The 19,671-nt window shown below is 36.6% G+C and carries 20 protein-coding genes; 14 read left to right on the forward strand and 6 right to left on the reverse strand.

The window, feature by feature from the left end; all coding sequences use genetic code 11:
• Positions 1-6: 6 nt before the first annotated feature.
• The 4 genes from AC5SLP_RS00650 to plsY all read right to left on the reverse strand — a co-directional run bounded on the left by AC5SLP_RS00650 (position 7) and on the right by plsY (position 3,013).
• Entirely contained in the window at positions 7-1,317 is a 1,311-nt protein-coding gene (locus tag AC5SLP_RS00650; protein ID WP_495253204.1) for a sensor histidine kinase, read from the reverse strand.
• Entirely contained in the window at positions 1,296-1,967 is a 672-nt protein-coding gene (gene hsrA / locus AC5SLP_RS00655) for a homeostatic response regulator transcription factor HsrA (protein ID WP_012856039.1), read from the reverse strand. The genes AC5SLP_RS00650 and hsrA overlap by 22 nt, the downstream gene beginning before the upstream one ends.
• Before the next feature lie 79 nt (positions 1,968-2,046).
• A complete protein-coding gene (locus AC5SLP_RS00660) occupies positions 2,047-2,385 on the reverse strand; it encodes a dihydroneopterin aldolase (RefSeq protein ID WP_495253205.1) in 339 nt (112 codons plus the stop codon).
• 1 nt (position 2,386) lies between these two features.
• On the reverse strand, positions 2,387-3,013 hold the full coding sequence (plsY, locus tag AC5SLP_RS00665) for a glycerol-3-phosphate 1-O-acyltransferase PlsY (RefSeq protein WP_495253206.1): 627 nt from the start codon (positions 3,011-3,013) through the stop codon (positions 2,387-2,389).
• Positions 3,014-3,112: 99 nt separating this feature from the next.
• Here plsY and nadA point away from each other — a divergent pair, with 99 nt between their 5' ends.
• From nadA to AC5SLP_RS00735, 14 genes are all read left to right on the forward strand, one after another.
• Positions 3,113-4,105, forward strand: coding sequence for a quinolinate synthase NadA (gene nadA, locus AC5SLP_RS00670; RefSeq protein ID WP_495253207.1), 993 nt, complete (start codon positions 3,113-3,115; stop codon positions 4,103-4,105).
• Positions 4,102-4,932: a carboxylating nicotinate-nucleotide diphosphorylase gene (nadC, locus tag AC5SLP_RS00675; RefSeq protein ID WP_495253208.1), complete on the forward strand. Its 831-nt coding sequence runs from the start codon at positions 4,102-4,104 to the stop codon at positions 4,930-4,932. The genes nadA and nadC overlap by 4 nt, the downstream gene beginning before the upstream one ends.
• 16 nt (positions 4,933-4,948) lie before the next feature.
• Positions 4,949-6,007, forward strand: coding sequence for a flagellar biosynthesis protein FlhB (flhB, locus tag AC5SLP_RS00680; RefSeq protein WP_495253209.1), 1,059 nt, complete (start codon positions 4,949-4,951; stop codon positions 6,005-6,007).
• Positions 6,008-6,065: 58 nt separating this feature from the next.
• Positions 6,066-7,004 (forward strand): DHH family phosphoesterase, encoded by a 939-nt coding sequence (locus AC5SLP_RS00685; protein ID WP_495253210.1) that lies wholly within the window; start codon positions 6,066-6,068, stop codon positions 7,002-7,004.
• A gap of 2 nt (positions 7,005-7,006) precedes the next feature.
• A complete protein-coding gene (gene pgp6 / locus AC5SLP_RS00690; protein WP_495253211.1) occupies positions 7,007-8,377 on the forward strand; it encodes a peptidoglycan metallopeptidase Pgp6 in 1,371 nt (456 codons plus the stop codon).
• Positions 8,374-8,979: a septum site-determining protein MinC gene (gene minC / locus AC5SLP_RS00695; protein ID WP_495253212.1), complete on the forward strand. Its 606-nt coding sequence runs from the start codon at positions 8,374-8,376 to the stop codon at positions 8,977-8,979. Before pgp6 ends, minC begins: the two co-directional genes overlap by 4 nt.
• Positions 8,976-9,860 (forward strand): UDP-3-O-acyl-N-acetylglucosamine deacetylase, encoded by an 885-nt coding sequence (lpxC, locus tag AC5SLP_RS00700; protein WP_495253213.1) that lies wholly within the window; start codon positions 8,976-8,978, stop codon positions 9,858-9,860. Before minC ends, lpxC begins: the two co-directional genes overlap by 4 nt.
• Before the next feature lie 41 nt (positions 9,861-9,901).
• On the forward strand, positions 9,902-10,315 hold the full coding sequence (locus AC5SLP_RS00705) for a hypothetical protein (RefSeq protein ID WP_495253214.1): 414 nt from the start codon (positions 9,902-9,904) through the stop codon (positions 10,313-10,315).
• A gap of 11 nt (positions 10,316-10,326) precedes the next feature.
• On the forward strand, positions 10,327-11,211 hold the full coding sequence (gene thrB, locus AC5SLP_RS00710; protein WP_495253215.1) for a homoserine kinase: 885 nt from the start codon (positions 10,327-10,329) through the stop codon (positions 11,209-11,211).
• A gap of 279 nt (positions 11,212-11,490) precedes the next feature.
• Positions 11,491-14,148 carry a translation initiation factor IF-2 gene (gene infB / locus AC5SLP_RS00715; RefSeq protein ID WP_495253216.1) on the forward strand — a complete coding sequence of 886 codons (2,658 nt, stop codon included), beginning with the start codon at positions 11,491-11,493 and terminating at the stop codon, positions 14,146-14,148.
• On the forward strand, positions 14,145-14,522 hold the full coding sequence (gene rbfA, locus AC5SLP_RS00720) for a 30S ribosome-binding factor RbfA (RefSeq protein WP_495253217.1): 378 nt from the start codon (positions 14,145-14,147) through the stop codon (positions 14,520-14,522). The genes infB and rbfA overlap by 4 nt, the downstream gene beginning before the upstream one ends.
• Positions 14,515-14,943, forward strand: a complete 429-nt coding sequence (locus tag AC5SLP_RS00725) for an LSm family protein (RefSeq protein ID WP_495253218.1) — start codon at positions 14,515-14,517, stop codon at positions 14,941-14,943. Before rbfA ends, AC5SLP_RS00725 begins: the two co-directional genes overlap by 8 nt.
• Positions 14,937-15,950 carry a bifunctional diaminohydroxyphosphoribosylaminopyrimidine deaminase/5-amino-6-(5-phosphoribosylamino)uracil reductase RibD gene (ribD, locus tag AC5SLP_RS00730; RefSeq protein ID WP_495253219.1) on the forward strand — a complete coding sequence of 338 codons (1,014 nt, stop codon included), beginning with the start codon at positions 14,937-14,939 and terminating at the stop codon, positions 15,948-15,950. Before AC5SLP_RS00725 ends, ribD begins: the two co-directional genes overlap by 7 nt.
• A complete protein-coding gene (locus AC5SLP_RS00735; RefSeq protein ID WP_495253220.1) occupies positions 15,943-16,689 on the forward strand; it encodes a sulfite exporter TauE/SafE family protein in 747 nt (248 codons plus the stop codon). The genes ribD and AC5SLP_RS00735 overlap by 8 nt, the downstream gene beginning before the upstream one ends.
• Here AC5SLP_RS00735 and AC5SLP_RS00740 read toward each other — a convergent pair.
• Both AC5SLP_RS00740 and AC5SLP_RS00745 read right to left on the reverse strand, forming a co-directional pair.
• On the reverse strand, positions 16,680-17,027 hold the full coding sequence (locus tag AC5SLP_RS00740) for a DUF309 domain-containing protein (RefSeq protein WP_495253221.1): 348 nt from the start codon (positions 17,025-17,027) through the stop codon (positions 16,680-16,682). The genes AC5SLP_RS00735 and AC5SLP_RS00740 overlap by 10 nt on opposite strands.
• Complete coding sequence (locus AC5SLP_RS00745) at positions 16,996-19,503, reverse strand: EAL domain-containing protein (protein WP_495253222.1); 2,508 nt, start codon at positions 19,501-19,503, stop codon at positions 16,996-16,998. Before AC5SLP_RS00745 ends, AC5SLP_RS00740 begins: the two co-directional genes overlap by 32 nt.
• Positions 19,504-19,671 lie beyond the last annotated feature (168 nt).

The raw sequence follows: 19,671 nt of genomic DNA on the forward strand, positions 1-19,671 counted from the left end.
CGAAATTTAAATAGTGTGTTTGCGTAGGGGAATAAAAAGTGTTGCACGAGTACCTTGCATATCTTCACGGTTTTTGAGTGATATTTTAGCGCCGATTGCATCTGCAGCATTTTTTGCTAGGAAAAGTCCAAGTCCAGCGCCTGTTTGATTTCCATAGCGTTTAAAGGGTGCAAAGAGGTCTTTACTCTCATCAATACCAATGCCTTCATCAATGACATGAATATAAAACCCATCTTTGTTAAGATAGGCTTGGATAGTTATTTTGCCACCAATCGGAGTGAACTTAATGGCATTTTGAACAAAATTTTGCAAAATATGTACTAAAAGAGTAGGTTGGATAATAATTTTATAGTGTTTTGGAGTAATTTCTTCAATGATATTTTTCTCTTCCATCTTCGAAAGAATTGTATAATTATTGATCTGTTCTTTTAAAAAAAGTACCAAATCAATCTCAACAGGCTTTTCAAATTGAGCTCCTTCTTGCCGTCCAATTTCTAAAATGTTGCCAATCATTTTGTTCATATCATTAATCGTTTGGTTATTGCTTTTTAGAGTATCAATATACTTTTCAGATTCGCGTGGTTTTAAAAGTGTCACTTCATTTTTTGTTTTCATAACGGCAAGAGGCGTTTTAAGTTCATGCGCGGCACCAATAAAAAGTTCTTTTTGAGAATTCACAAAAATTTGGATACGCTCAACGAGTTTATTAATACTATTGCCTAATGGTTGAAACTCATTGGGTAATTTTTGTATATCAATTATTTGTAGAAAGTTTTCATTCATAGTTGCCAATTTTGTCGTTAAGGAGCGTATAGGCAAGACAAGCATGCGTGAAAGAAATAGGGCATAAAAGAGAATCAAAAAGATGGCCGTTAGATTAATAATCAAAATATTCTTGAGAATTTTATCCAGAAGCACATACGTATTAGAGATGTTTTTTGTAATGGAAATAAAATGATGTAAACGTTTTTCAAGCGGATAGTAAATCGTTAAAAAGTATTCACCATTATTTTCACTTTGCTCAAAGGAAGGAATGTTTTGTTGATTGACACGTATCGCAACACTGACATGCACGTCAGCGGGATTATTGATGGAACTTAAAGAAGGATCAAAAATATTAATGCCCATACGTTCAACCGAGCTGGTACGCGATGTTGCGATCATTTGAGCTTGTTTTGTAAGTTCTTGTATGATATCTTCAAAAATAGAAATTTTGATGTAGTTATACAGGATGACGGAGAAGATGACAATTAGTGTCGCCGAAGCAGACACTAATTGTAATATAAAACTATCTCTTATACTTTTTTGGGAAAGCAAAATCTATAACCTCTTCGTCTTACTGTTTCAATGGTAGAGATTTCAAGTGGTTTGTCCATTTTTTGACGAATTTGGTTAATAGCAACTTCAATAACGTTTGGTGTAACAAGTTCTGGCTCTTCCCAGATAGCATCTAAAAGTTGTTCTTTAGATACGATTTGGTCACTGTGACGAGCAAGGTGTGTTAAGACTTCAAACGGTTTACCTTTTAGTTCAATCTCTTGACCCTTATAGGTAATTTTTTCTTCATCTGGATCAATCGTAAGGTCATCAATTTTGATCACATTTGTGCCGCCAAAACGAAGTCTTGCTTCGATACGTGCAACTAAAATATCAAAATCAAATGGTTTACGAATATAATCATCTGCACCTGCTTTAAGTGCTTTAATTTCGCTCTCTTTGTCATCTTTTGCAGAGATAATAACTGCTGCTGTACGAGGAGATTTTTGTTTAATGAGGTTGATCAAATCAACGCCATCACCATCTGGTAACATCCAATCTGTTAATACGAGGTCATAATTTCGAATACCAATGTAGTATTCTGCATCTTTATAATTTTCGGAACTATCTGTTTGATAACCAAACTCTTGTAAGCCTTCTGCAATAGTCTTATTGAGGGTTACTTCATCTTCTACGATTAAAATTCGCATTATAAAATCCTTAATTGCTAAAATTTAAACGGGATTATACCACAACTTTAGCTAGATTTAAAGTTTTTTTAATGAAATTTTAATTTTTATTACGGCTGACTTTACGCGCAACCCCAACTATCGCATTTGGCAGGATGGAAGGTTTATAAATTTTTATCTTTAATTTAAGAATTTGAGGATAGAGATGAAGCAATTTTTGACTTAAATCTTCTAAGGCATCTTCAATCAAAAAATAGGCCTCTTTTTTCATTTGTTCTTCAAGATAGAAGGCGATTTGAGCATAATCAATAAAGTTTTTTTGACTGTAGTTATAATTTATTTTTACATGTAAAATAACTTTTTGAGGAGACAAACGCTCCTCTTCTAAAATACCGATAATCGTCTCAAACGTTAAATCTTTGATGATAATTTGCATCATTTTAGATAACTTTTGCCTCTTTGCCTTGAAATAGACGCATAATATTTGGAATATGTTTATAGACAATAACAAACGCAATTAAAAATAAAGGCGCATGTGTTTTGATGCCTTCAAGATTTGGATGAATGATAAACGATGATCCAATAAGTGCAATAAGCGCTAGTAATGAAGAGAGTGAAGATATTTTAAGAACTTTCCCTGCTACAAACCATGTGATAAAAGCGATAAAAGTCTCAATAGGCAACATCATCAGTAAAACACCTGCCCCTGTCGCAACACCTTTGCCGCCTTCAAATTTTAAATAAGGACTGTAACAGTGACCGATAACGGCAAGAACAGCAATACTCCAAAGTGTCTCAATACTTAAGCCCATTAATTTAGCAACCAATAAAACAACAATACCTTTGAGCGCATCTAAAACGACAGTAGTAATTGCCAATTTTTTAGCAAGTGATGGATTGGTCTCTTTGAGCACTCTTAAAACATTGGTTGCTCCAATACTGCCACTACCACTTTCTCTGATGTCTTTGCCCGTAAATTGTTTAGCGAGCAATAACCCAAACGGAATACCGCCGACAAGATAGCTTAAAATATAGAATTGGACGTTAATATTAAAGAGAAAATCCACATAGAATCCTTTGTTGAAATAAGGCAGTATAGCAATAATTTTGTTATTATTTCTTTAACGCTATAATGCGAAATTGTGATATAACCAAAGGATTTTACAGTGGATAATCAAGCTCTCAAAGAGGCCATTTTAAAGCTCAAAAAAGAGTTGCAAGTCAGTATTGTGGCGCATTTTTATCAAAAAGATGAAGTGTTTGAACTCGCGGATTATAAAGGTGATTCATTACAACTTGCTCAATGGGCAGCTAACGATGCCAATCCCAATTTACTGTTTTGTGGCGTAGGTTTTATGGGGCAAAGTGTTAAGATTTTAGCACCTAATAAGCGTGTTTTGATGCCAAAAATTGCTTGCTGTGCAATGGCTAGAATGATTGATGTGGATTATTACAACCAAAATATAGCGCTTTTAGAAAAAGAAGGACTCACAAAAGAAGATATCTTGCCTGTTACATATATCAACTGTTCTGCTGAAGTGAAAGCGGCTGTTGGTAAAATGGGTGGCTATGTATGCACGAGCTCTAATGCGAAGAAAATCATCACAAAAGCACTGGAGAGCAATAAAAAAATACTGTTTGTTCCTGACCGTTGTTTAGGACAAAATATCGCAAAAGAGATGGGACTGAAATCATGTGTTGTGGCAGATGGTACAGACCCAAAAGAAGCAGATATCATTTGTTACAATGGATTTTGTTCGGTTCATCAACTTTTTGATGTCGATGATATCGCTTTTTATCGTGAAAAATACCCTGATATTTTGATTGTAACACACCCTGAATGCAAACCCGAAGTGTGTGAGCTTTCCGATTTTGTTGGTTCAACCAGTCAAATTATTGATTATGTGAAAAAATTGCCACCGGAACAGAAAGTAGCTATTGGTACGGAATACAATATGGTGAAACGGTTGCGTCAAGAAAATACTTATATCCTCTCATCTACCAAACCAGAATGTCCGACGATGAATGAAACGACCCTTCAAGATGTTTATAATGTTCTTCTTAGTATCCAAGAAGGGCGTTTTGAAAACGAAATTACTATTTCTGAAGATACGCGTATATGGGCGCATGCGGCGTTGAATAGGATGTTTGAGCTATGATTAAAACATTTGTTAAAAAAGCATTGGCAGAGGATGTTGGCAGAGGCGATTTATTTGCCTTAGTGGGAAAAGACAGTTTTGCAAGTGCCAATATTATCTGTAAAGATACAGGCATTTTTGCCGGACGCGATTATGTCAAAACACTCTGCAAAATGAATAAGCTAGACATTACGTTTTACTTTGATGATGGTGATGCGCTCAAAAAAGGTGATTTGGTAGCCCTTATTGAAGGAAAATCAAAAAATATTTTACGATGCGAACGTGTGATTTTGAACTTGATGCAACATGCAAGTGGAATTGCCACGAATGTGGCATCGTATAAAAAAGCATTGGAAGGGCACAGTGTCAAATTGCTCGATACGCGTAAAACAAGACCTCATTTGCGTGTGTTTGAAAAATACGCTATTCGTTGTGGCGGAGGCAATAATCACCGTATGGGCCTCGATGATTGTTTGATGATTAAAGACACTCATCTTCAAACCATTGATGATTTAAAACTTTTTATTGAGGAAGCCAGAGAGAAACTCCCTTTTACATGTAAAATAGAAATTGAGTGCGAAGATGTCGAATTTGCAAAGTTTGCAATGCAATGCGGTGCGGATATTATTATGTGCGATAACATGTCTCATGTGGCTATTTCTGAAGTGGTTGCTTACAAAAATGATTATTTTTCGCATGTTCTTTTAGAAGCCAGTGGCAATATTACCAAAGAAAATATTGTGGCATATGCTCAAACGGGTGTGGATGCTATCAGCAGTGGTAGTTTGATTCATCAAGCCGTATGGCTTGATTTTTCAATGAAAATCACGCACAAAACGCTCATCTAACCACAAAGGATGATGCGTGGCTGATGATCAAGAAAAGACCGAAGAAGCCACCTCCAAGAAAATAGAAGACGCCCGAAAAGACGGTAATGTCCCTAAAAGTATGGACACCAGCGCTTTTGTCACGTTGGTGGTTGCTTTGGTGGCTTTTTTGGCAATGCTTTCTTGGATTGAGTCACGTGTTGTCTATTTATACTACTATTATCAGTCCCTTATTGGCAGTGAAATAACCAAAGAAGTCACGCTTCAAGTCTCCATAGTTACATTTCGTGAAATTATTTATATGGTCATTCCCCTTGCCTTGTCCGTTGCTATTGCTGGCTTACTTGCCAATATTCTACAAACAGGGTTTATTTTTACAACCAAACCACTCATGCCGGATTTTAGCAAGCTAGATCCTATTAAAGGACTGAAAAACCTTTTATCTATTAAAAAACTAGTCGAAACGATCAAAACTATTTTAAAAGTAACCGTTGTAATGTGGGTGAGTTATTATTTTCTACTTGAATTTACCAAAGAACTTCCTACGGTGATCTATTTTCCGCTTTATGAACAGTTAGCCTGGTTAAAGTCAAAGGTACTGATTTTAGCCGCAGTGATTCTACTTATCTTTTTAATTTTGGCCTTAATGGATTTATTGTTTGTTCGCTATACCTATTTTAAAAGCTTACGTATGAGTAAACAAGAGATTAAAGATGAGTATAAACAGATGGAAGGTGACCCTAAAATTAAAGCAAAGATTCGGCAAATTCAAATGCAAATGACACGAAAGCGTATGATGCAAGAGATTCCGCAAGCAGATGTTGTGATTACCAATCCAACGCACTATGCCATTGCGATTCGCTATAATCAAGATAAAGAGGCGGCGCCCAAAGTGATTGCCAAAGGGACAGATTATGTGGCTTTGCGCATTAAAGAAGTGGCCATGAATTATAATATTCAAATTGTTGAAAACCCGCCTTTAGCGCGCGAACTCTACAAAAAATGCAATCTTGGAGAGTTGATTCCTGAAAATCTTTATAAGGCAGTTGCTGAAGTTTTAGCCTTTGTTTACAAAAGCTCTAAAAAAGCAAGATAATATACATATCAGCTAAAATTAAGTATAATCGCCCTTTTATCTCAAGGTGGTATCGAGAATGTATCAACAAGCGTGGAAAAAGATGCTTGAAGCAAATCATATCGTTATTGTTTCGCATGTACATCCTGATGGAGATACGCTAGGTAGCGCTTTAGCACTCTATGAAGTTTTAATCCGAGTTGGAAAAAAAGTAACGCATTACAACAAAAATAAAGAATTACCAACGGTATACGACTTTTTACCTGGTTTTTCAAAAATTAAACATGAATTGCCTAAGCAATTTGATTTGGTTGTAAGTTGCGATTGCTCAACCCAAGATCGCCTAAAAATTCCAGAAGGCGATTATGAGATTATCAACATTGACCATCATATAACCAATCGCTATTTTGGTACGATAAACGTTGTTGTTGATCGTTTTAGTAGCGCAGGTATGGTCGTGTATGAACTTCTAAAAGCTAACAAAGTTGAGATAACAAAAGCGTGCGCAATATGTCTTTATACGGCAATAGCTGATGATACTGGTTTCTTTTTGTACGGTGATATGGATGAACAAACATTTACTATTGTGTCGCAATTAGTGAAATGTGGAGCCAATCCTCAAGATATTGCTTCAAAAGTAAAACGTCGTGAGCCACTCTCAAAAATCAGGTTGATGGGGTATATGCTCAATCACTTTGATGTGTATGAGCATGGTACAATTGCAACAATTATTTTTGATAGAGCAACGCTAGAGGCAACCGGTGCAAAAAGACACGATACTAAAAATATCGTCAATATGCTACGCAGTATTGTCAATGTGACAGTTGCAATTATGATTTTGGAAGAGAATGAGGGAGGCTATAAAGTCTCATTACGTAGTAAAGATATTAATGTCTCAAAAATTGCTTTGGAGTATCATGGTGGAGGTCATAAAACAGCGGCAGGATTTGAAGTGCCAGCTTGTGACCCCACAATACTTCGAGACGAAATTGTTGAGAAAATTAAAAGGATAAATTAGAAATGAAAAAACAACGAAAATCCTCAGTAGCGGCACTTCTTTTAGGGCTGATTTTTTTAATTTTAGTCGGTGGATTGGCTTATGTCTATAATTCGAGTTTATTTGAAAGAGAAGCTCCAAAGATTATGCTTCAAAAAGAAATCGAATGGAATTTAAAAGACCCAATCCATGTTCAAGTAGGCGACGAAAGCGGCATAAAAATGGTTAAAGCATCTCTGTATGATGGTGAAAAGAGTGTGGATTTAGAGAGTAAGGTACTTAAAACGCCTGAGCAAATTGTCGATCTTAATCTTTCTTTTCCAAAAACAGGTTTTGGTGCAAATAAAAAACTGTTTGAACTCAGTATTGAAGCTGTGGATGCCAGTAAATGGAATTTCTTTTCAGGAAATCATGCAAGTGCTAAAGCCATTATTAAAGTCGATACTAGAAGACCTGAGGTAACCATTGTTGGAAGTTCGTATAAAATTATGAAAGGTGGCGTTGCTACTGTTATTTTCAAAGCTCAAGACGAAGCGATGAAATCGCTGTATATTGAGACAAGTTTTGGCAAAAAGTTTTATCCAACACCTTTTTATAAAGAGGGTTATTATATCTCTTTAGTTGCATGGCCGACTCGTGCTGAAAACTTTAGCGCAGCGGTGGTTGCTATTGATAGAGCCGGTAATATCACAAAAGCACATATTCCATATTTTCTTCAAGATCGTAAATACAAGACATCAACGATTCAACTTGAAGATCGTTTCTTAGATGGTAAAATTGCCGACCTTATTTCGGAAGTCGCACCAGAACGCTCATCATTGGGAAGATTGGAAAAATTTAAATTTGTTAATGAAACGATGCGTGATGGCAATGAAGATGTCATATTAAAAGTAACATCGACGATTCAAACCGACCTAATTAATGGATTTTTCTTAAAACCATTTTACCCATTACGCAATGGCAAAGTTGTTGCAAGTTTTGGAGATCATCGTTTTTACGAGTATGAAAAACAGCCTACAAGTGAGTCTTATCATCTAGGTTTAGATTTGGCAAGTAATGCTCAAGCACCTATTCAAACATCAAACGATGGTGTTGTTGTTTTAGCGCGAGAAAATGGTATTTACGGTAATAATATTATCATCTCACATGGGTTAGGCGTTTATTCTCTTTACGGTCACTGTTCAAGCTTCTTGGTAAAAGAGGGCGATGTTGTCAAAGCAGGCGATGTGATAGCAAAAACCGGTTTAACAGGTTTGGCTTTGGGAGATCATCTTCACTTTGGAATGTATGTTCAAGGGGTTGATGTAAGACCTGAGGAGTGGATGGATGAAGTGTGGTTGAAAGAGAGTATCTACAATATTATTGATTCAGCAAAGAAGATGATTGACAGATGAAAGTAACGCAAAAAAATGTCAGAGTGTTTCACATCGAAATTGATGATGAAGCAGCATTTCTTGATTATTTTAAAAAAAACAGCCTCCTTTTGAAGGAATTCTTTTTGCTTATAGAAGGGAATATTACACCCAAAATAGGCTTCTTATTAGAGCAGAGTGGGGTATGTTATAAAGACATTAATCAGTGTAACATACGTTTCGCAGGTATAAAAAAAGAAGCGGCTTTCGTTGATGAACCTATTCAAAAAGAAGCCACTCAAGAGATTGCAATTCAGACGAACGATACGAAGCAGAATCGAAAATTAAAATTGTACGATAGACCTATACGCTCCGGTGAAGAAATTCATGAAAGCCTCCCGATGGTTATTTTTGGCCGTGTGAATAGTGGTGCGAAAGTTTTTTGTGAAGAGAGCTTAAGTATTTATGGTATTATTGACGGATTAGTACAATGTGATGGCGATTATATCGTACTCAATGGCATCAGTCCACGAGGTCACCTCATTTTTAATGGGGAGATTGTGGAACGAGAGATGCTGAAAGAAAATATTCTTCAAAAAATTGTTATGCGTGAACATGTGTTGGAGATAAAGGAAGTTGTGTGAAACAAACAACATTGGCTAGAGCTGTAAGTGGCATCGGCATAGGGCTTCATAAAGGTGAGCCTATTCAAATGCACTTAGAGCCACTTGAAGCAAATAATGGAATACTTTTTTACAGAAGTGATGTTGGTCTCTTAGTCAAAGCAACACCTGAGAATGTTGTTAATACTCAGATGGCAACGGTCATTGGTAATTCAAGTGCCTATATTTCAACAATTGAGCATTTGCTCTCAGCAATTTATGCCTATGGTATTGATAATGTACGTGTTGTTCTAGATGGTCCTGAAGTTCCTGTAATGGACGGAAGTAGTGCTAGCTTTTGTATGATGCTTGATGAAGCAGGTATTAGAAAGCTGGATGAAACAAAGCATGTGCTTATTATTAAAAAAGAAATTGAAGTATCCGATGGCAAAAAATTTGCGCGAGTCACTCCTAGTTTGAAACCAAGTTATAGTTTTGTGATTGAATTTAATCATCCTGCTATTGGCAGACAAGAGTACGGTTTTGAGTTTAGCAAAAAGAATTTTATTGAAGAGATAGCACGTGCACGAACATTTGGATTTCTAAAAGACGCACAAATGCTACGTTCAAGAGGACTTGCTCTTGGCGGTTCATTAGACAACGCTGTGGTTATGGATGATCATAAAATTCTTAATCCAGAAGGGTTGCGTTTTTCCAATGAGTTTGTTCGCCATAAAATTTTGGACGCCATTGGTGATTTATCATTGCTCGGAGCACCTTTTGTGGGTGATTATAGCTCTTTTGCAGGTAGCCACAATCTGAATCATGAATTGACTAAGGCTATATTAAGAGATCCAAGTAATTATGAAATTAGAGCACTCAGTCCAGAAAAAGCACAAGAATTTGAAAAGGTCTACGCATAAAAAAAATTGTTGATATTGTTGTTATTTCACTTGCATCTCCTTTGCAAATTGGCGTCTATAGTGATAACCATTTAATTAAAAATTATCAAACGACAGAACAAACCAGTGAAGTACTCCCTATTCTTTTTGCAACGATCCTCGAAGATTATAGCCCAGCTAGACTCTTTTTCGCACGAGGGCCTGGAAGTTTTATGGCGATTAAAATTAGTTATATTTTTTTAAAAACACTCAGTTTGAGTCTTAATATTCCACTATTTGCCTGTGATGGATTTGTACTGAATAATAATAAACCCATTAAAGCAATGCGAAATCTCTATTTTGTTAAAGAGAATCATGAGATTGTGACACGGCATTTTGATGATAATATTGAGCAAAATTTTCAGTTACCTACTGAGTTAAATCCTTCACAATTTAGTGATGAGATAGAGCCTCTTTATATGTTACCAGCAGTTTAGGAGAAAAATAGGTGAAGATAAAAATACCAGCAACCAGTGCTAATCTAGGACCAGGATTTGATTGTTTGGGTCTTGCGATTGCACTTTACAATGAGGTATCTATAAAACCTGCTAGTTATCAGAGTATCTCTGTGAAAGGCGAAGGTGAAGAGAACGTCAAGCTTAAAAATAACAATATTTTTGTTTCCATTTTTTATGAAATTTATCAAGAACTGGTCGGTAAAAAAGATCCTTTCCGATTTGAGTTTTATAACAATATACCATTTTCAAGAGGGCTTGGTAGTAGCTCGGCTGTGATTGTGGGTGCTATTGCAAGCGCCTATGAAATGGCAGGGATTAAAGCCAGTAGAGAGACTATCTTAAATAAAGCGCTGATTTATGAAACACATCCTGACAATATCGCTCCAGCCGTGTATGGTGGTTTTACAAGTTCTGTTGTCGAGAACAATAAAGTAAAAACACTTCAAAAGAAGCTCAGTGATAAATTGAAAGTAGTGATGGTGATTCCCGATCGTCCCATGTCTACAGCGCATTCAAGAACATTGTTACCCAAGTCATATATGATGAAAAATGTTGTTTACAATCTTTCACGCGCCTCAATGTTGTGTGCGGCTTTTTTTAGTGAAAATTGGGAGTATTTAAGGGTTGCTTCAAAAGATTGTATGCATGAGCATCGTCGAATGAAGCAAATGCGGGAACTTTTTGATGTAAGGGATATGGCACTAAAAAATGGTGCTTTGATGAGTACTCTTTCTGGCAGTGGGTCATCTTTTTTTAATTTAGTGAAAGCAGAAGATGCAACAAAAGTTGCTACGGTACTTAAAAAAAGTTTTGAAATGTTTAGAGTGGAAATTTTTGAGCTGGATAATAACGGCTTTGAAATTGTACAAAGCTGAAAAACAGCTAAATTTTGATATAATCAGGCGCAAAAATGAGTCAACCAATACGAATGTGCATTGTTTGTAGGCAAAGAGCTTTACAAGAAAAATTACAAAGATTGCAGATCATTAGTGGTGAACTCGTACTCTTTTCCAAGATAGGAAGAAGTTTTTATATCTGCAAGGCATGTATGGAAAGCAATGAAAAGAAAGTTGTGAAAATACTCAACAATAAATGCAAAACAAATCACAAGACAATGATGGAATTTGGTAAAATTTTTAAGGAGATAGGCACGAATGGATAAGGTTCGCATAACCGAGATAGCAAAAGAATTGGGGATGAAAAATAAAGATATTATCGAAAAAGCGATGGATATCGGACTTGATGCAAAAGCCCCTTCAAGTTCAATCAGTACGGAAGATGCCGAGAAATTAATTAACTACGTTTTAACAGGAGACAATACTACTGCACAAACTGTAAAGCCCGCCGTAGAAACAGCACCTGTCAAAGTTGCAGAAGTTAAAAAAGTTGAGGTACAAGAAATTCCTGTGATTGAAAAGCCTAAAGCCGTAGAAGCAACTCTCCCTAAAACAAAGACACTCAAAGAAAAAGAACTTGAGCTAGGCAATAGTGAACCTAAAGCAGAAGCATTATCGAAATCTTCTATGAACGCTGATAGCGACGAGAGTGATGAAAGCGAAGAAAAGCTTGATGCTACCAACGTCAGAAAGCGTAGAGGTCTTGTAATTGTTAAGAAAAAAAGACCAGAAGCTAAAGAAATCGAAGCCGATGAAAGTGAAAACGAATCTCCACGCTCTTATAATGAAAAAAGTACGGCTAAAAATATTGAGGCAATGTTTGCATCAAATTTTGCAGCCAGCGAATTGCAAAAAAAGAAAAAGAAAATCAAAAAAGTACCTGCTGAGAAAAAATCAAATACTGAAAAAATAGATATCGCTTTAAATATTGAAATGGCAGATACGAATATTGATGCAGAAGAAGAAGAGATGATTGTGCTTCCTGATCTCAATATGGGGTTACCCGTTAATGAAGATAATAGGAAGAAAAAACAGATCGATCCTAGTCAAATTCGAACCACTAAAAAAACAAATTTTGTTATGCAAGGTATTCAGCGTGTAGGTCGTAAGCGTCGTCGTCGTCCTACTCAGGTTCAAGAGAGTGAAGTTATTAGCGCTATTGAAATTCCTGAAGAGATCAGAGTGTATGAATTTGCTGAAAAAATCAATAAACCCGTTGGCGAAGTCATTAAAGAACTTTTCTCCTTGGGTGTTATGTTTACCAAAAATGACTTTTTAGATAAAGATTCGATTGAAATTTTAGCCGAGACATTTGGCGTTAATGTGACAACAGTAAACGATCAAGAGTCTTTTGATTATGTGAAAGCATACGACGAAGAAATTGATGCGAGTGAGCAAACCTTTGTTGAGCGTGCACCGGTTATTACCATTATGGGGCATGTTGATCATGGTAAAACTTCTTTACTCGATTATATTCGAAATGCAAAAGTGGCAGCGGGTGAAGCGGGTGGTATTACGCAGCACGTTGGTGCGTATATGGTCGAAAAAAATGGACGCAATATCACTTTCATTGATACTCCGGGTCACGAAGCTTTTACAGAAATGCGTTCACGTGGTGCTAAAGTAACCGACATTGTTATCGTTGTTGTTGCCGCGGATGATGGTGTCAAACCACAAACAAAAGAGGCTGTCGAACATGCAAAAGCGGCAGGCGTACCTATTATCATTGCTGTCAATAAAATGGATAAAGAATCTGCCAATCCTGATCTTGTGAAAGCACAGCTTGCAGAATTAGGCATTACACCAATTGACTGGGGTGGAGAGCACGAATTTGTCCCAGTGTCTGCAAAAACAGGTATGGGCATTGATGAACTCTTAGAGGTTATTTTACTTCAAGCGGATCTTTTAGAGCTAAAAGCTGACCCAACACGTGATGTAAAAGCAACGGTTATTGAGAGTTCATTAGAAAAAGGTAGAGGTCCTGTTGCAACCGTTGTGATTGAAGACGGTACAATGAGAGTAGGTGACATTGTTGTTGCTGGTATTGCCTTTGGTAAAGTAAAAGCTCTTCTGAATGATCGTGGTAACTCTGTGAAAGAGGCGAAACCGGGTGAGCCAGTGGTTGTATTAGGCCTCAGTGAAGTTCCTGGTGCTGGAGAAACACTGATTAGTGTCAAAACCGACAAAATTGCCCGTGAATATGCGAAGAAAAAAGCGGAATACTTACGTCAAAAAGAGCTTTCAAAATCAACCAAAGTCAGCTTAGATGAATTAAGCGATATGATTGCCGAGGGTGCTTTAAAAACGCTTCCAGTTATTATTAAAGCGGATGTTCAAGGAAGTCTTGAAGCCATTAAAGGAAGTCTTGAAAAAATTAGAAATTCTGAAACAAAAGTCAATATCGTAAGTGCGGGTATTGGTGGTATTACTGAGAGCGATGTTGCGCTAGCTGGTGCTAGTTCAAATTGCGTGATTTTAGGCTTTCATGTTCGTCCAACAGGTGTTGTAAAAGAAAAAGCAAGAAGCCTTGGTGTTGAAATCAAAACGTATAATATAATTTATGATTTAATTGATGATGTCACCAATCTTGTAACGGGTATGATGGCGCCTGTAATTCGTGAAGAAAATATTGGTCAAGCAATGGTTCGAGAAGTTTTTGCAGTGCCAAAACTTGGGCATATTGCAGGATGTATCGTTACGGATGGTACTATTAATCGCGGTGTTAAAATCAGAGTTATTCGTGATGGTGTTATTATTTATGAAGGCAGTGTCTCCTCTCTTAAACGCTTTAAAGATGATGTGAAAGAAGTGGGTAAAGGTTATGAGTGTGGTGTCGGTATTGAAGGCTACACAGATATTAAGGTAGGCGATTATATCGAGAGCTTTAAAGAGGTTGAAGAAAAAGCGAAACTATGATGGATAAAAGTATTAAAATCCAACGAACAGAGAGCGTCTTAAGGGAGCTTATCCCTGAGGCACTCAGTACACTTCAAGATGAGATGTTGCGCGGAGTCTGTGTTGTCGATGTTGAATGCAGTCGCGGCAAGTACGATGCAATTGTTTATCTTGACGGTTCTATGTACGATGAAAAAGAAAAAAATTATATTGTCTCGCATCTTGATAGAGTCAAACGCCATATTCAAACACATTGTATGCAAACAGAAGGATGGTTTCGTTGTCCTAATTTTAGGTTTCGTTTCGATGATAGTTTAGAGAGACAGAACAAAATGGATGCGTTGTTTGCAAAAGTAGAAGAAGAGCTCACAAAAGGTAAGAAAAACGATGATTAATGTAGAACAAATTACGAAAATTGTAGAAAGCTGCGGAGTCTCTTTGTATGATACTGAAGTGGCAACAGAATTTGATAAACGAATCTTTCGTATTTTTATTACATCTAAAGAGGGCATTAGTCTGGATAAATGTGAAGAGATTAGCCGTATTTTATCTCCTATCTTTGATGTGGAGCCACCTCTTGATGGTGAATATTTTTTTGAAGTTAGTTCACCGGGTATCGAGCGTAAACTGACAAAACCTGAACATTTTGAAGCTTCATTGGGTGAAAAAATCAAACTCAAGCTTAAAGATAAAGAGAAATTTATTGGAATACTCAAAAAATTTGAAAACAATGTACTGTATGTTCTTGTCGAGGGAGAGTTAAAAGAAATTCCTCTTGAGTCAATCGATAAAGTACGAACTTATTTTGAATGGTAAGTGCATCTGATACATTTCTGATGCAAAAAGCACTGGATGCCGCATGGGCATGCCAAGTGCTTACCTTCCCAAATCCTGCTGTTGGGGCGGTAGTGAGCAATGATTTAGGTGAAATTATTGCAATTGGAGCACATCATAAGGCAGGTTTTGCCCATGCTGAAGTGATGGCACTTAAAGAAGCTTATATACTTTTAAGTGGCGATACTACACTCTCTTTAGTCGAAGATTCTACGCAAATTCATGTTTATTTATCCAAACATCACAAAAATCTGTTTCATCATTTAACATTACATGTAACGCTAGAACCCTGCCATCATTATGGTAAAACACCTCCTTGTTCACAGCTGATTCATACGCTTGGCATTAAGCGCGTTGTAATAGGAGAATATGATTCAAGTACACAAGCACAAGGTGGCGGTACTTTCTTGGCGAGTCAAGGTGTTGATGTCAGCTTTGGGTGCTTAAAAGATGCGTGTGCGCTGTTGCTCACACCTTTTACATGTAAAGAACAAAAACGTCCTTTTGTCTTTTTTAAAATAGCTTTGAGCGCTAATAATGTAGCAACGGGTGGAATTATTACATCGCTTGATTCTCGAAAAATGGTTCACTGTTTACGAGACCGTTGTGATTTGTTGGTGATTGGCGGTAATACGGTTCGTTTAGATAAACCTACGCTAGATGCAAGGTTATGCAATGGGAAAGCACCTGATATTCTTATCTATTCCCATCAGAAAGATTTTGATAAGACGATTCCCCTGTTTAGCGTGCCTCAACGAAACGTTAGAGTAGAGACTTCTTTAAGCCTCCTTCAAACTTATCAGATGGTAATGATTGAGGGTGGACAACAGATGTTAAATGCGTTGCACCAAGAAGTTGCTTGGTATCTCATCTTTCAATCACCTCATTCCAAAGAAGGTGAAGCGATAACACTTCCAAAGGGATTAACGAAAGTATTTTCGCAACATATTGGCGAAGATACGATGAGTTGGTACTACAAACATGTTTGATGCTTTGTTCTTTTTTGAAATAAGTGTCGCATTCGTTGCTGGCGTGGTGCATGGTGTATTTGGATTTGGGTTCCCTATCATTGCAACACCTTTGTTTGCTCTCTTTGTAGACTTAAAAAGAGCAGTATTATATACACTTTTCCCAACGATTGCTACTAACATCTTTAGCCTCAAAAAAGATAATTCTTTTAGTGATATTTGGAAAGAGTATAAGCTATTAATTGTAGGTGTCATTGGCGGTAGTTTAATTGGGACAAATCTTTTAATTCTCTCTAATAGTCCATATTACAAATTAATTTTAGTTGCCGTCATTTTATTGTATCTCAATAAAACACGTCTTAAAATTTCAATCTCACATTGGGTGAGAGACTACCGCCAAAGTATGATCTTTATTATGGGTGTTTTAAGCGGGTTTATTGGCGGAATTTCGAACATTATGGTACCTGTGCTTGTCATATTGCTCCTAGAGCTCAATTTAGAAAAAAAGCGCTTTATTGGAGTGATGAATTTTTGTTTTATTACCAATAAAAGTTTACAAGTTCTTCTGTTTGGTGTTCATGGAAGTTTTAGCGTCGATAATCTTGGATTAATGTTTCTGTTTGTCATCATGTCTGTTATCGGATTTAAAATGGGAAGTTTTATTCAAGATAAAATTGATGAAGGGATGTATAAAAAATTATTACATGCTCTTTTATGGATATTATCATTCTATCTAGTTTACGCAACTTTTTACATGTAACGCGTATATTTTTGAGCTAAAAGCACTTGTGCTTGTTGGTAGAGTGCAGTGTGAGGCGAAGGAGTTGTTGCAATTAAAGGTGCATATTTTTCATAAGTTTGCCACACTTGCTTTGCTCCTTCATATTTACCTTTACATGCCAAAGCTAAAGCCGTTGATGCGTTAATTAAGCCTTTAAGAATTTTAGCTTCATCAGAATACTCGGGTAGCTTTTTAAGCCGATGCCACTCAATTTCTAAGACTTCATGTCCTTCTACGAACGCATCGTTTGCGACAACGGTTAAAAAGTCCTCAATGGCTAAGGCATTATTTGAGTTTTGGTTTTGGGGCTGGTTCATGGAGATAAAATCCTTGTGCGTAATCAATTCCTAACTCTTTAACGATATCAAGAATCTCTTTTTTATGGACAAATTCTGCAACAATGGCCACACCTAAGTTTTTCGCAAAATGCGTAATGGCTTTTACCGTTGCGAGGGCGTTATCATCGGTATCAAGATTTTTAATCAACGAGCCATCTATTTTAATGAAATCCACATTCAAGCGTAAAAGATATTCAAAGTTAGAATAACCAGCGCCAAAATCATCAATAGCCAATAAACAACCGTGACTACGCACTGTTTGTAAAAATGTTTGCACCTCTTTGGAATCTTCGATACCTTCTGATTCTACAAGTTCCAGGGTAATGCGATTTTTTAATAAGGCGTATTGCTGCAAGGTATTGAGTAAAAAGGTCGTTGTCTCTTGGTTGAGAATATCCTCTTTTGTGATGTTGATGGAAATATCACAATTGAGTTCAAAAGCGGCTCGAATCCCTTCTTGAATGACAAATCGTGTTAATTGATGATAAATGTGCATACGCTTGGCAAGGTCAATAAAATGAAATGGAGAGATGATGCGGCCATTGGCATCAATTAAGCGGATTAAAACTTCATATTTTTTACGCTTAGAAGCACTTTTAAATAGAGGAACAATTTCTTGCAAAAAAATGGTAAAACGATTGTTAATGAGTGCATCTCTGAGCGTTTGATTCCATTCTATATCTTGTTGAAGGCGCTTTTGAAAGCCTTCATTATCATCATAAATTACAAAAAACTTATGGGTATTTCTAGCTTCTTTGAGTGCAATTTCCGCTCGATTATAAAGGTATTCCGCTCCATTGGCAATACCGATACGAAGCGTAAGCGGGTAGTATTTGTTCTCAATTAACAGTCCCTCATTGTTGAGAGTATTCATAAGATTTTGACATTCTTGGGTAAAAACATCATACGCTAAGACATGATCACAGAAGATAGCAAATTCATCGGCTTGCAGATGAAAGAGCTGAAATTCAACGGGTAAAAGCTCTTTCGTTTTAATGGCAAGCTGTTGCAAGAAAAGATCGCCAAAATGTTGCCCATGCAGAGTATTAATATCGCGGAATCCGCAAATATTGAGAATTGCCAAATGAGGGTTATGTGCATGTTCAATACTTTCCAACAATGTTTTGCGGCTTGGAAGTTCTGCAAATGTCTCTTTGCGTAGATGTTCAACTTGTTCGAAGAGCTCTGTAATATCGTAGCGAATCGCAATATACTCTTCAATATTTCCTTCCGCATCCATCAATGGCATGATAACAGACTTAACATAATACGAAGAGCCATCTTTTCGTCTGTTTTTGACAATGCCTTTCCATGTTTTTCTATCATGCAACGTATTCCATATCTCTTTAAAAAAGCTTGGAGGATTGTCTGGATGGCGAATGATGTTGTGAGGTTTGCCTACAAGCTCTTCTTTTGCATAGCCTGAAATAGCAACGAATTGTTCATTGGCATAGGTAATGATACCTTGAGGATTGGTTTTGGAAACAATTGTACTTTCATCAATCGCGTCTCTATAATGCTCCAACAAAAGTGCTTGTTGTTCATGCTCACAGATAAGTTCAGCAATTTCACCCAATTCATGCTGTTGCTTTGAGAGAGCATGAATATAATTGAGATTGTGTGTTCTAAGGGCCATAGAGATGTAATGGATAGGTTTAAAAAGGACTCTTTGGGTTAAGAGGTAAAAAAGAAAAAGTGCTAAGAAGATAATGAAAAATCCTGCGACAGCACTATAATTTTGGATATCAGAGATAAAAAGTAGCACAGAAGGCGTATAGGCAAAAGAGATGTAGCCAATCGTATGATTATCAAGCGATTGAAGCGGTAAAGAAAATGAATCATTGTTTATAGTGTTACTTTTATCCACAGGGACAAGTGTTGTTTTACCTAAAGTAATTTTTGCTATCGAATCTAAAAAAGTGTGATCCCATTTTCGGGCTAAAAGCAAAAATCCAAAGGGTTTACCCGTTCGTTCAATATCGGATGATGCATGAATGGGTGCTAAGAAAAATTGAATAAATTCTTTGTCATGGTATTGAAAAAAATCTTGGAATAAAGGCTTGTCTATATTCAATATTGTCAAGTCTGGTGTGATTGAAGTGAGAGAATTGTCTGTTTTTGAAAAAACTAATGTTTTATCGGGCGCATAAACATACACAGCATCTACATTAAATGTTTTTAAAATAGGCTCTAAATTGAGTTTGCTCCATGTAGTCTCTTTTGTTTGGATAAATTCAACCAACTCATTCCAAATGGAATAATCATAAACAGTCTTCTTAATGAGTGTAGACTCGAGTTTTAGGACTGCTTGGTAGTGTTCGAACACACTTTTTTGTTCGATTTGGATTTGATGTTGTTCGTCTGTTTTTTTACCAAACCACACACTTGTGATTAAAATAGTAACGAAACATAGGATGATTGCACTGTAAAATGCATACGTTTTTGCTATCTTCATGTTACGAGTATAATCAAAAGCGTTTTTAAATTTGCTTTATTTTTAAAAATAGGATACACTTTTTCTCCAGAAAGATGAGGTTCGAGTTCATCTTTGGTAGTATTTTGTTACGGCTCGTTAAATAGGCTCTCTAAAACACTCCAAAAATACTCAATTTTCTACTTTTCG

Source organism: Sulfurospirillum sp. E15m (assembly GCF_059415145.1).